Below are 12096 nucleotides of genomic sequence, written 5' to 3' on the forward strand. Positions count from 1 at the left end.
CGCACAATGCGCGCAAAAAAGCGGCCAGACCTGCGATAACAGGCCCGGCCGCATCCATGTGCCAAAATAAACGAATTTCGACTCTGCGATTCTCGCGCGCGCCGGGCTACGCGGCTACGCGGCTACGCGGCTACGCGGCTACGCGGCTACGCGGCTACGCGGCTACGCGGCTACGCGGCTACGCGGCTACGCGGCTACGCGGCTACGGATTATGGGCGACGAGTATGGGCGTGCGAACGCACGCTACTGGCTTGATACGGCGACGTGGCGCGGGCGGGCTGGGTCAGGAGTCGACGGGAGGCCAGATGCCGTCGCATCCGCTTTGATCACAAGCGAACTGCCACGCATCCCCGTTGAGCACGACCTGCATCGGCATGAGACAGCGCACGCAGTTGGGCGGGCCGAGCACGACCGTGTTGTCGCTGGCTAGTTCGGATTCGGTATAGGGCGGACCGCAGTAGACCAGCGAGCACGCATAGTTCTCGCAGCCATAGTCGTAGGAGATGCCGTGCCAGGAGACCTGCATGGGGTCGTTACACTGCGGGCACAGCCGCGGCCGGGCCACGTCTTTCTTTTGAAAAACCCACGACACGTTGTCGTCCATGAGGTGAGACTAGTCCTGCTAGTGGGAGCTCGGTATGGTTTTGCCAATTTGTGGAGAGCCGAGCGGTTCCTACTCCGGTCGACGTTCACACGTGCGCAGACCGTGGGTGAGCGCAGGGGCATGTTGGCGCGGCTAGCATGGCTCGCGAAAATTTGCCCAGGTAACCGCGGCATCAGACTCCTGCCGCGATGAGGGCTGCCGTGATCGTGGTGACGGAGACATTGATGGCCGCCGCCGCACGGGCGTACACGGTCGTGGACTGCCGGTAGGGGTCATTGACGTCGTCAAGAGTGGGGGGAATGGGCGAAGGGTGGAGTCCGCGGGTCAAGGCGACGTCGGCGATGAAGGCTGCGAAGTCGAGGGGTGGCGGGGCCTTGATGACGGGGGGCAGGAGTCTCATAAAGGTCTCGACAGGCTCGACCGCCGAGTTCTGGGCTGCGGAGCCGGCGCCGGCCGAGGCCGACGCGTCGACGCGAGCAGCCGGGGCTACCAGACGCGCAAACTGGTTGAGGGTGAAGGTGTAGCGGGTTGCCTTGGGCAGCATCGATACGACCTGACGACGGTGCTCTCTGGTGGCAGTCAGCACCAGGTCGGCATCGGCGATGAACTCCTCGATGAGCTGCCGTGCTGCGTGCCTGGTGTGTGACGCACCATACTGCGACGCCAGCGCCGCTGCCTCGGGTGTCATGGCACTACCGGTCATGGCTTGGGTTCCGGCACTGGTGATAACGGCGTCGATGCCTGCTGTGCGCAGGTTTTCGCGCAGTAGCAGCTCGGCCAGCGGTGACCGGCAGATGTTGCCGGTGCAGACCATGAGAATACGGGGGGCGCGAGCGGGCGCGGCGCTCACGTGCACGGATGCAGCGTATGCGGCAGCGTTCAGGTCCCTGCTGGTCTGGGATTCGTTCATGTTTTGCTCTCGATCGGCCGGAGTTTGTGGGGCGATGACTTCGGGGCCGGAAACGTCACCGTCGGTGTGTCCATTTTCGTAGTGGCTTTAGCCGTCAGTACCGGCCTCTCAGCATCGGACTCGCAGCAGGCAGCGCGGTCATGACGGCGCCGCGAGCACGACCAGAAGTTTTCGAAGGTGAATCCCGTGTAGCGCGGTGGTACCGGATGGCTCTGCTCACCCAGGATCGCGGCGTTCTGCGATCGCTGTGGTCATTCGTGGCGATCCTAACAAGCGAATTCTAATGATGCGGTGTCGTTGAGCACGATCAGTGGTGTGCTGCGCAGTTCGAGCTGGCCGGTGAAGGGTTTTGCGCCCAGCCAGTTGAAGCGCAGCACGGTGCTCTCGCCGGGTGCCAGTTCGATGCCGATCGAACTCACCGGATACCCGGCATCGGTAGCCGGATGATACGGCACTTCGACGCCGTCACGGGTGAGGCCGACGTTGTGCACCTCGGGGGTGCCGTAGCCCGCGACCATGGTCTTGATATTGCCGGGTGCTACACCGAAGGCGCCGCCACCGGTGACGTAGGCCGGGAGGCTGGTGGCGGCATCCGCTGGGGCAGTGTTGGTGAGGGTCACCTCGAACGCATACTGCGGGCGCCGGTCCTGGCGGCAGGTCTGCTGGCCGATAGCGGTCTGCACGTCGAGGTAGAGGTCTATTTTGGAGCCGGTTCCGTCGTTCAGGTAGAGCCCGAACCGGTTGGTCGTGTCGTCACTGACCGGTCTCGCGCCGGCCAGGGTGGTGTCGTTGAGAATCGTCTGCTCGGCTTCGTCGGCATTCCAGACCAGCACCCGGTTCTCGGCAGCGGCCCTGGCGAGCGCTACGATGAGCTTGGCCGGGTCAGCGTTGCCGCTTTTGACTACGGTGAACACGGCGTCGGCTGCGGCCGCGAAAAAGATGTCTTGCTGCTTCGGATCGTCATATCGCGCGTACACGTCACTCAGCAACAACCGCACGGCATTGTCGGCGTTGAGCTGGTCGCCCGTGGGGAGGGTGATCGGGCCGGTGGCTTTGAGCAGGTAGCTGAGCGCGACCGGGTCGATCGAAAGCACACCATTTGCTTCCAGTCCGAAGTCAAGGCGCCACATTTCGCGGGCGAGCTCACCGGTTTGCGCAAAGTCAGGGGCCATTGAGACGTTCTGAATGAACTGCCCGGTGATGTCGCCGTAAATGCTGCGAATCTCCTCGCCGAGGGGCAGCACCGGAGCTGGGTATTGCGCAAAAGAGGTCGAGCTGGCCTGCTGGGTGAGTTCAATGCTGCCGTTATCAGTGTGGAGCAGCGCGAGCGCACCGGGGATGCCGCCGGTGGACCGCAGTTCGGCCGGGTTTTGGAACAGCAGGATGTAGTCGCGCGGCTCGGTGGCGCCGAGCATGGCCGGCAGCAGGGTCACTGCCCGGTTCATGCCGTCGAGCGTGGCCGAGGTTTCACCGGCGACGGTCTGCAGCCGGGTGACGGCACCGCGCACGACGTCGAGCACGTCGTTGGTCTCGATGGCTTTCACGTTCGTCACTGAGCGGGCCAGGGCTGCATCGGCAGCTGCTACTGCCGGCTGCGCATCGAGCAGCGGTTGCAGGGCAATGGCGCCGTCGACGGGCTTGAAATCGGTCAGGTCGAGATTGCCGGCCAGCGCAGCCAGAGGGGTGACGGCCCTCTGCGCAACGTCGTCGACGACCGCGGCGATTTGACGCACGGCCACGAGGTTGGAGCCGAGAAAGGGCAGCAGCTCGAACGTGCGCCAGACCGGGTCGCTCGTGCGTGACCGGGCGGTGGTGGCGTATCCGGCCAACTGTGCAGCGGTCCGGGCAGCAGCCTCACCGTCACCGGAGACGACTTGGTCGGTGATTTTCTCGGCCAGCGGCACCGCAGCTTCGAGTGCGTCCTTGGCCTGCAGGCCACGAATACCCACCCAGGCGGTGGCCGCCACCACAATGACCAGCAGACCGAGCACCAGGAACCCCACGGTGGTGCGTGTTCGCGAGCGCTTCGGAGGCGTGGTCTGGGCCGCGTGAGAAGAGGACATGGCCATATTCAAGCAGACCTCGGATGTCGGCTACGGCTTAACGCGCGCGCCGGTGCGGCATCCGTTTCGCTGGCTTCCGGGCGGAGCGCTGGCGCGATCATCGCGGACCTGACTTTCATCGGCCTCGTGATCGAGCCTGCCTTAGTGATTTTCTGACGATATGCGTGCTGGCCATGCGCTAGCAGCCTCACACCGATCTAACTGTCCCTAGAATTGGGTCTGGGTTATAGCTAACTAAGCGAAATACTTTGCGTCGGAGTTCACTAGGCTCAGCAGCATATGGAAATTGTAGTTCCCGTTTTGGGAAGGAAACCCGTGGTTGTATGCGATTCGGCCTGCCGTTCGCATTCGCCGATGAACCAACGCGAGGCACAATAATGGGCAAGTTGACGTATGACTCAAGTATCACCGTCGAGTTCGATGACCGAGTACTCGCGCACATTCAACTCGTGGTCGGCGCCAAGCTGCGCCGCGGCGAATCGTTCTATTTCTCCTGGCGCGACGACCCCCCCGTCGGGGGAGGCCGCAGCACTGTTTGGATGCACCCCGGCATTTCCTTGGCCTATAAGTACTTCGGCAGCAAGGTGCCGGCACTCAACCGCGACTGGGTTGAGGCGCTGTCGCTCTCGGCCAACTCCGCGACCGGCCTGCAGGTGATGGCGGAACCGGCGCAACGCACCCCCCTAGCGCTGCGCCCCGGCGGTTAGTCTCACGTATTCCCCGGCTACTCCCGAGGAGCAGAACTCGCACAGTCACGCATCGCGTTGAATCGGGCGCGCCCTGTGTCCGTCGTTGAAAGTGGTCGCGCTAATTCAAGTTCTCAGGGGTACGACGCAAGGGGCCTGCGCATTGGCCGCACAGACCGCGAGCACCACACGCTCGCGCTATGTGCGGCGTCAACACGGTCTGGGTCGACGTCACTCGTAATTGTTGAACCGTCCGAGAAGCGCGATCATGAGAACGAGCGCTCCACCGGCCTTATTCGGGCGCTGGTCGGCTGCGATTGTTCAGCACGCCGTGGCTCTCATCGAGGTAACAACTGCCGCAGAGTGACTCGTAGGTGACTTCTTCGCCATCGATAGCCACCTGGTCGCCGTCGAATACGAAGACGCCGTCGATCTTGCGACCGTTGAACACGGCCTTGCGCCCGCAGCGGCAGATAGTTTTGAGTTCTTCGAGGCTATGAGAAACTTCGAGCAGGCGGCGACTGCCGGGAAAAGCGACGGTCTGAAAGTCCGTGCGGATACCGTAGGCCAACACGGGCACGTTCTCCAAAATAGCGATGCGCAGCAGGTCATCGACCTGGGTTTCGGTTAGAAACTGAGCCTCGTCGAGCAGCAGCGCACTCACGTCCCGGCCGGATCTGTGCAGAACCTGCGCGCGGTGCTGCTCGAACGCGGCGTACGCATCCGTCTCGGGGGTGAGCAGAAAATCGACGGTTCTGGTGACACCGAGGCGAGAGAGGATGCCGCGGTCGCCCTTGGTATCGACGCTCGGCTTGGCCAGCAGCACATGGTGGCCGCGTTCCTCGTAGTTATAGGCCGCCTGAAGCATGGACGTGCTTTTGCCGCTGTTCATGGCGCCGTATCGAAAGTACAGTTTTGCCATTATTTAATGCCTTTGATCGTGGTGCGTTCAGCATTGAATTTTAGCGTGAGCAGCGCCTGCCGACTGGTCACCCGCACCCGCGTGAACACGGCGCGCAACACGCTCAGGTACGGGCGCAGGGCACGGCGGCGCTGGTGCGGCGGCAGTGAGGTTACGACCTGGATGGTGATGGTGTCTACGTCGCGGTCGTCGCGGCGGGGTTGCATCTGGGAATGCAGCTGCGCTTGGGCACGCGCCTGGGTGCGGGCCTGCGCGGACGCCTGCTCCTGGGCGGCGGTGACGATGGCGATGGTCGTGGTGTCGGTAGCCGGCGTGGGAAGAGCTCCGCGCAGTCCGAAGGCCTGGGTGACCTGGGCGGTGTCGGTCGGGGCGGCGCCGGATCCGTCGATCTGCACGACGAGGCTGGTCGGGTCGAATCCTTTGAGAGTGCACAGCGCCACGATCATGGCACCAGCGGCGGCGCGCTGGTCGGAGTCGAAAGCGGTCGCTCGACGGTCGGGGTCGGCGATGACGCAGAGCGGGTCGAGGCCGCGATCGGTAAGGCCGATGCGTTCGCGTGCGATGAGGTCGTCGAGCCAGGTGTGGTCGACCTCGGCTACGAGCACCCGCCGCACCTGGAAGGCGAGGGAGCGCGCGCGTTTGATGTCGGCGGCAGTGAGTTCTTGCCGACCGAGGACGTCGGCGAAAAAGGGGAGTACATCGGCGCCGAGATTGGTCAGGCGATGGTCCACCACCTCGTGCGCGAGGGGGCCGCGGCTCTCTTCCGTGCGCGCGCGGATGGCGCGGCGGGCATCCGTCTGCCAGCGGTGAATGGAGTTGACGACTTGTCGAGAGTATGCGGCGGAGGCCAGGGCGGGCGCGAGCACCTGCGTCATAGCGATGATGGCGAACAAAACGGGCGGCGTCTGCACACCGAGAAACGGTGACTGAACCAGGGCCGTGATGCCCACTACCGTGGCGGACGAGCCGCCGAGCACGAGGATCTCTTTCCACGGCCGGAACGGCGCGAGGGCCAAGAGCAGCAGGCCGAGTCCGATCGGGGCAAAGTCGTCCTGGATCATGCCGTTGAACTGCCAGGTACTCGCCGCGGCGAGCAGGTGCGCAGCAAGCCCCAGGGCCACGATCACGATGGCGCGGATACGGGTGAATGGGGCCAGGTCGGGACGAGCCGCCCAGACGAGCACGGCGGCCGCGATCATGAGTACACCAACGGACACCACCGCAAGCTCTATGAGCTGAATCTCATGCATGCGCGAGATCGTCGCGGCGACGGCGTAGGTGACGACGATGGCCGAGACAACCGGAGCGAGCGGCCAGGCGGCCAGGCCTCCGATCGGGTCGAGCCGCTGCTGAGAAGCGGATGCCGGCGCCCGCGGCCGACGCGGAGTGGGGGTCGCGCGGGTCATGCGGCGGGCCGTTTGACGCGGTTCGGCCGATCCTGGGGCTGTATTGGTGCCGCCGGCACCGTCAGGCGCACGTTCGTGCCGGCGCCGGGTCTGCTCCAGATCAAGACGGATCCGCCGAGTTGTTCGATACGGCGCCGCACGGACTGGCGGATACCGAGGCGGTCGGACGCGGATTCCGATTCGGTGAAGCCGCGGCCCGCATCCGTTATAAGAAGTGAAATAGTGCTCAGGTCGGATTCGACGGCAACCTCGGCGGAGGCGACGCCAGCGTGCAGGATGACGTTGACGAGGCAATGCTGTACGGCGAGGCCGACGTCGCGGTCGCTTTCGGCGTCGAGGCGGGCGAGGGCGTCGCGGTCACCGGTGACCTCGACGACGAGTCCGCGGTCACGGCTCCGTTCGATAGCGGTGTACACGGCGCTGGAGAGCCAGGCGTCGCTGGGTGACTTCTGGGTGTCAGTCGGTTGCAGGGCAGTCGTGGTGCGGGCGTCGATGTCGGTGAGCCAGTTAGTGTCGTGCAGGGTGGTCAGCGTGTATTTGAGGCTCGCGGTGAGGCCCGGTGAGAGCGCTCCGGGCTCGGCGAGCGACAGCGCGACGAGCTGAGCCACCGTCGTGTCGTTGAGTAAGGCAATAGCGCGGGTATCGAGGGCATCACGCAGCTGCCGGTTGGCGCCGTCTTGCACTGCGCGGTGGATCGCAGGCTGGGCGGCGTTGCTGGCCCGACGGTCGATTCCGGCGAGCACCATGGCGCCGACCAACACGAGGTAGGTAGACAGGGTGAACAGATCGGGCCGGTAGGGCACGGTGGTGGTGAGAATGGCAAGGAAAGCGGAGGCCTCGGCGAGAATGAAGGCGGCGGTGCTCCAGAGCACGCCGCCGATAGCGGTGATTCCGGCGCCGCCGACCATGACGAGTGCCATCTTGGGCATGGCAACGAGGAACATATTCGACGCTGGGAATGCATCTGGGACGCCGAGCACGGTCGTGGTGAAGACGTAGACGCCGAGGGTTCCCACGACCAGGTAGGCGACCGCGAATGCAATGCGGCGGTGCCGGGTGAACAGCACGAGCAGGGCGCCCATGGCCACGATGACCCCGACTGTCACCCAAAGTTCGGGACTGTGCAGACTAAGAATGGCAACCGAGACGACTGCGGCCATAAGACAGGTCAGCGCAAACCAGTGTGCGGCCCGCGCGAGGGCGCGCGCGAGCGTCAGCTGGACCAGGTGGCCGGGTAACCCTAGAGACATATTTCCCCCAGGTTAAGTATGCCACCGGGGTGGGCGGTGGTTGAGCGGGGGTGGTTCTGGGGCGGTTGGGGCTGGCGTGGTTGGGGCGGCGGTTGGGGCTGGCGCTTGCGGCATCCGCTCGCCGGGCCCACGTCATGACCCCGGGCCCAGTTTCTAAGCTGGGCCCACGGTCCGGGCCCGGGCCCCGTCCCGGAACGGAGTCAGAACAGGGTCGGCGTCAGATCGAGCGGCAGCTCCGCCGCGATCAGCGATCGGGGCGCGTCCGCAGCGCGGGCCCACGTTATGGCCCCGGGCCCAGTTTCTAAGCTGGGCCCACGGCCCGGGCCCGGGCCCCGTCCACTTGGCGCGGCCGGCACACTTGGCGCGGCCGGCACACGGAGCGCGGCCAGGAGCGGCGCGGGCGTGCGCGACCCTGACGTCGGCATCCGCTCTGGGGAGGCCGGAAGAGCACTCGACCGCAGGCCACCGGTGGCTGGGTCGACGATTCCACGCTCCAGGCCGTGCGCACGAATGAGGGGTTTGATGCGGGCGGCGAGCCAAGTGCGGTACTCCTTGGGCGCGTATTGGCCGCCGGCGTAGAGTTCCCGATAACGGCCAACGAGTTCCGGATGCTCGCGCGTCAGCCACAGCAGATACCAGTCTTTGACGGCCGGTTTGAGGTTGAGCCCCGAGTAGAGCACGCTCGTGGCGCCGGCGGCCTTGGCCCGCCGCAGGGCCTCGTCGAGGTGGGCGCGGGTGTCGGTGAGAAAGGGCAAAATCGGCATGAGAAAGACGCCGCAGTCGAGTCCGCGTTCGCGAACCGCGGTGACCGTGGCCAGGCGCGCCTTGGTGGTGGGGGTTCCGGGCTCGACCGATTGCTGCAACTCGTCATCGTAGATCGCGATCGACATGGCCAGGTCCACCGGAACGTGTTCGCTCGCCTCCACGAGCAGGTCGAGGTCGCGGCGCAGCAGCGTGCCTTTGGTGAGAATGGAGATGGGCGTCTTGCTGTCGGCGAGGGCCGTAATGATGCCGGGCATGAGGCGGTAGCGTCCCTCCGCGCGTTGGTAAGGGTCGGTGTTGGTGCCAAGAGCCACTGGATGCCGGCCCCACGTCGGCTTGGCGAGTTCTTTCCTCAAGACCTCGGCCACGTTGACCTTCACGATGATCTCGCTGTCGAAATCTTTGCCGGCGTCGAGGTCGAGGTATTGGTGCGTGGTGCGCGCAAAGCAGTAGGTGCAGGCGTGTGAACAGCCGCGGTAGGGGTTGATCGTGTAGCCGAACGGCATCGTGCTCTGGCCGGGAACATGGTTGAGCGCCGACTTGCACAGGATCTCGTGGAACGTGATTCCCGCGAACTCGGGCGTCTGCACGCTGCGCACGAGGTTGTTCAGTCGGGCGAGACCCGGCAGCGCACCGACTTGTTCGGTCTGTAATTCTTGTGAGCTCCACCGCATGCATCCAGTCGAACACAAGTACTAGTCAAGTGCAAGTGCAACGCAATATATTCGGACTGAAACGAATGCCGGCGGCCGCCCCGCGCGCGCTGCTTCTTCGCGGCACTCGTCCGAGAAGCGGGTACCTCTAACACGGGGTGCCGTGAGTTGCAACGAGTGCCGCGAGGCCTGACGTGCGGTGCGACCCGCGAGACGGGGGTGGTGCCGCATCCGTGCTCGGGTGATTCGCACTACGCTTCGGGCAGGCGCACTGAGAGGGGATTCGGATTACTCGGTTACGACGCAGCGACCCGACCCGACCTGGGTATTCCCGGCGGCGAGCGGGCACGGGGTTCAGCTATCGCGATCCGTCGGGCCAACAAATCACCGACCCGGAGCTGCGGCAGCGGTTCGCGGCCCTCGCTATCCCTCCAGCGTGGAACGACGTCTGGATCTCGCCGCACCCGAACGGTCATATCCAGGCGATCGGTATCGATGCCGCCGAGCGCCGCCAGTACATCTACCACCCGGCCTGGCGTGAACAGAAGGACCGCCTCAAGTTCGAGCGCGCGCTGCAGTTGGCCTCCTCTTTGCCGCGGGTGCGCGGCCAGGTCACCCGTGAGTTGCGCGGCGACGGCCCGCCGCGCATCCGGGCACTCGCCGCGGCATTTCGCATGCTCGACCTGGCCTCACTGCGCATCGGCAGCGAGCGCTACGCCGACACCTACGGCAGCCACGGACTCTCGACCCTGCTCTGCTCGCACGTCACGGTGCGCGGTGACGAGGTCAGGCTTGATTTCCCGGCCAAGAGCGGGCAGCAGTTCGAGGGCGTGATAACGGATGCCGACCTCGCCACCTACCTGCGTGCCCGACTGCGCGAACGGCCGGCCGCACCCCTGCTGTCCTGGGTGTTGGATGACATCGAGGACGTCGTCTCGGCCGCCGACATCAACGATTTCATCAGGGAACGCACCGGCGGCGAGTTCACCGCAAAGGACTTTCGTACGCTGCGAGGCACGATCGCTGCCGCGCAGAGCCTCGCTCAGAGCTTGACAGAGAGTCTGGCGGCGAGCGAGCGACCGGCCGGGCCAGCTGCTAGAAGGTCGACCGGTGGGGCGGGTTCCGATGGCGTGCCCGCCTCGTTGGCTGCGCCCCCGGCATCCGCTGCGCGGCCACCACGCGCGGCCACGCGCAGCCGACGCTCCGATGACCGCGCCATCGCCGAAGCGATGCGGCAGGCCGCCGATGCGCTCGGCAATACGCCGGCGATCGCCCGCACGAGTTATGTCGATCCGCGCGTCGTGGATCTGTTTCGTGCGGGTGAAACCATCGACCCGGCCAGCCGGGTATCGGTCGAAACAGCCCTGCGCGCACTTCTGCTCGGCGACACGGAGTGAGCAAAAAAAGTCACCCGGCACATTGTCACGCCGGCAGCGCGAGCCAATTTCAGTGGATGTCCCCCGTTCGGGGTATAACTTAAACGTCGCCGATCGAGGCGCAGCTATGGTCGTCGAGAAAGGTATGCCCGTGACCCACGATTCTGATCCCGTTGAAGAGCCGCAGCTCAATATTCCGGACCCACCGAGCACACCGACCAATCCCGACCAGCTCGTGGGACCGGACGGCCCAGACGGCCCGGACGCAGAACACGCGGGGTCTACCGGGAAACCAGCCGGTTCTTCCAGGGAACACCCCAAACCGACCATTCTGATCGCGAGCGCGAGCACCGGCCCGGACGGTCCGGCTCCGAGCGTCGATGAGTCGACGGCGGGAGAAGCCGCCGTCGCAGCCGCGGTCGAGCCGGACACCGACACCGACAGCGACAGCGACAGCGACAGCGACAGCGACAGCGACAGCGAAGACGACCAGAACAACCGCGACAACGAGGTGAACCTCGACGACGTAGACCCGGTCGACGATCCCTCGAACCCTGATCTGATTGGCCGCGACGTGGATGACGATGATCCCACCCGCACCGAACCCACGACGCGGATGACGAAAAAACCACCCGCGCCGAAGCCAGGGCCTCAACCCCGCAACCTGAAGGAGTCCCCATGAAAGGCAAATTCCTGTTCCTCGCCGGCACCGCAACGGGCTTTGTGCTCGGATCCAAGGCTGGCCGCCAGGCCTACGACCGCCTGAGCGCGAAAGCCCACCGGCTCTGGGGCGACCCCACCACACAGAAGGTTATCTCGCAGGCCGAGACCATCGCACGAGACGCGGCATCCGTGGCGCAGACCAAGGTGAGCGATCTGCTGGATCGCACGGAGGCATCCGTCAAGAAAGAAGAGTCCAGGACCAGTTCGAAAGAGGATGACGGGGGCCACGTCATATAGACCACCCGCGGAGTCGGCGGCCATGGGGACTCTGTGCCGGTACACGGGCCTCTGTGCCGGACAAGGGCTCTCTGCCGGTACACCGCCTCTCTGCCGGACACAGGCTCTGTGGCGGTACGCGGGCTCCGTGCTGGTACACGGGCAAGGGCGTCGTGTCGCACGGGCCGTCGCGTCGGCCACTTCGCTGTGCGTGAACCGACCGGCTGGGCTGGCTGCGATGCTACTGGAGCCGCCGGTGCGCCTCGCACCAGAAAACTAGCCCGGGCCCGGTCGAACGAGGAGTAACCCACCTTGTCGTGCGCACTCCGAGCTTCGTCACCTCGAAGGCTCCCCCGCTCTGCTGGATGACTCCCCGCAGGGCGTCCGGGTCGCTGTCAGAACTTTCGCACCCACCATTCGGTCGGTGCGAGTTGAAGGATGCCGAGCTGCGATACGCGCAGGTTTCCGCATCCGAAACGCCAATGTTCGGGTGCACTTGCCGCCTCCGGACCGTTCTGAGCCTCA

At 65.2% G+C, this 12096-nt stretch carries 11 protein-coding genes; 4 read left to right on the forward strand and 7 right to left on the reverse strand.

Annotated features, from left to right (window positions below; genetic code table 11):
• Nucleotides 1-283: 283 nt before the first annotated feature.
• The 3 genes from CXY72_RS19285 to CXY72_RS10565 form a co-directional block, all read right to left on the reverse strand.
• Nucleotides 284-604 (reverse strand): hypothetical protein, encoded by a 321-nt coding sequence (locus CXY72_RS19285; protein WP_146071139.1) that lies wholly within the window; start codon nucleotides 602-604, stop codon nucleotides 284-286.
• A gap of 172 nt (nucleotides 605-776) precedes the next feature.
• Nucleotides 777-1514: a hypothetical protein gene (locus CXY72_RS10560; RefSeq protein ID WP_104127656.1), complete on the reverse strand. Its 738-nt coding sequence runs from the start codon at nucleotides 1512-1514 to the stop codon at nucleotides 777-779.
• A 266-nt stretch (nucleotides 1515-1780) separates the two neighbouring features.
• On the reverse strand, nucleotides 1781-3577 hold the full coding sequence (locus CXY72_RS10565) for a DUF4012 domain-containing protein (RefSeq protein ID WP_158252542.1): 1797 nt from the start codon (nucleotides 3575-3577) through the stop codon (nucleotides 1781-1783).
• 377 nt (nucleotides 3578-3954) lie between these two features.
• On the opposite strand from CXY72_RS10565, the gene CXY72_RS10570 reads away from it, so the two are divergent.
• Nucleotides 3955-4284, forward strand: coding sequence for an ATP-dependent DNA ligase (locus CXY72_RS10570; RefSeq protein ID WP_104127795.1), 330 nt, complete (start codon nucleotides 3955-3957; stop codon nucleotides 4282-4284).
• Between the two features lie 271 nt (nucleotides 4285-4555).
• Here CXY72_RS10570 and CXY72_RS10575 read toward each other — a convergent pair whose 3' ends face one another.
• The 4 genes from CXY72_RS10575 to CXY72_RS10590 all read right to left on the reverse strand — a co-directional run bounded on the left by CXY72_RS10575 (nucleotide 4556) and on the right by CXY72_RS10590 (nucleotide 9277).
• Entirely contained in the window at nucleotides 4556-5185 is a 630-nt protein-coding gene (locus CXY72_RS10575; RefSeq protein WP_104127658.1) for a thymidine kinase, read from the reverse strand.
• A complete protein-coding gene (locus CXY72_RS10580; RefSeq protein WP_104127659.1) occupies nucleotides 5185-6591 on the reverse strand; it encodes a hypothetical protein in 1407 nt (468 codons plus the stop codon). The genes CXY72_RS10575 and CXY72_RS10580 overlap by 1 nt, the downstream gene beginning before the upstream one ends.
• A complete protein-coding gene (locus tag CXY72_RS10585) occupies nucleotides 6588-7841 on the reverse strand; it encodes a sensor histidine kinase (RefSeq protein WP_146071140.1) in 1254 nt (417 codons plus the stop codon). The genes CXY72_RS10580 and CXY72_RS10585 overlap by 4 nt, the downstream gene beginning before the upstream one ends.
• A gap of 200 nt (nucleotides 7842-8041) precedes the next feature.
• Nucleotides 8042-9277, reverse strand: coding sequence for an Rv2578c family radical SAM protein (locus CXY72_RS10590; RefSeq protein WP_104127661.1), 1236 nt, complete (start codon nucleotides 9275-9277; stop codon nucleotides 8042-8044).
• Nucleotides 9278-9543: 266 nt separating this feature from the next.
• Here CXY72_RS10590 and CXY72_RS10595 point away from each other — a divergent pair, with 266 nt between their 5' ends.
• The 3 genes from CXY72_RS10595 (at nucleotide 9544) to CXY72_RS10605 (ending at nucleotide 11592) form a co-directional block, all read left to right on the forward strand.
• Nucleotides 9544-10653, forward strand: coding sequence for a DNA topoisomerase IB (locus tag CXY72_RS10595; RefSeq protein WP_104127662.1), 1110 nt, complete (start codon nucleotides 9544-9546; stop codon nucleotides 10651-10653).
• A gap of 130 nt (nucleotides 10654-10783) precedes the next feature.
• Complete coding sequence (locus tag CXY72_RS10600; protein WP_146071141.1) at nucleotides 10784-11314, forward strand: hypothetical protein; 531 nt, start codon at nucleotides 10784-10786, stop codon at nucleotides 11312-11314.
• Nucleotides 11311-11592, forward strand: a complete 282-nt coding sequence (locus CXY72_RS10605; RefSeq protein ID WP_104127664.1) for a hypothetical protein — start codon at nucleotides 11311-11313, stop codon at nucleotides 11590-11592. Before CXY72_RS10600 ends, CXY72_RS10605 begins: the two co-directional genes overlap by 4 nt.
• Nucleotides 11593-12096: the final 504 nt, after the last annotated feature.

Origin of the sequence: Cryobacterium sp. Y57 (assembly GCF_002929505.1) — a bacterium.
Taxonomy (GTDB): domain Bacteria; phylum Actinomycetota; class Actinomycetes; order Actinomycetales; family Microbacteriaceae; genus Cryobacterium.

Excerpts from the sequence above, each read along its gene's own strand:
- CXY72_RS19285 (WP_146071139.1), bottom strand. The coding sequence starts at position 604 with ATGGACGACAACGTGTCGTGGGTTTTTCAAAAGAAAGACGTGGCCCGG.
- CXY72_RS10560 (WP_104127656.1), bottom strand. The coding sequence starts at position 1,514 with ATGAACGAATCCCAGACCAGCAGGGACCTGAACGCTGCCGCATACGCT.
- CXY72_RS10565 (WP_158252542.1), bottom strand. The coding sequence starts at position 3,577 with ATGTCCTCTTCTCACGCGGCCCAGACCACGCCTCCGAAGCGCTCGCGA.
- CXY72_RS10570 (WP_104127795.1), top strand. The coding sequence starts at position 3,955 with ATGGGCAAGTTGACGTATGACTCAAGTATCACCGTCGAGTTCGATGAC.
- CXY72_RS10575 (WP_104127658.1), bottom strand. The coding sequence starts at position 5,185 with ATGGCAAAACTGTACTTTCGATACGGCGCCATGAACAGCGGCAAAAGC.
- CXY72_RS10580 (WP_104127659.1), bottom strand. The coding sequence starts at position 6,591 with ATGACCCGCGCGACCCCCACTCCGCGTCGGCCGCGGGCGCCGGCATCC.
- CXY72_RS10585 (WP_146071140.1), bottom strand. The coding sequence starts at position 7,841 with ATGTCTCTAGGGTTACCCGGCCACCTGGTCCAGCTGACGCTCGCGCGC.
- CXY72_RS10590 (WP_104127661.1), bottom strand. The coding sequence starts at position 9,277 with ATGCGGTGGAGCTCACAAGAATTACAGACCGAACAAGTCGGTGCGCTG.
- CXY72_RS10605 (WP_104127664.1), top strand. The coding sequence starts at position 11,311 with ATGAAAGGCAAATTCCTGTTCCTCGCCGGCACCGCAACGGGCTTTGTG.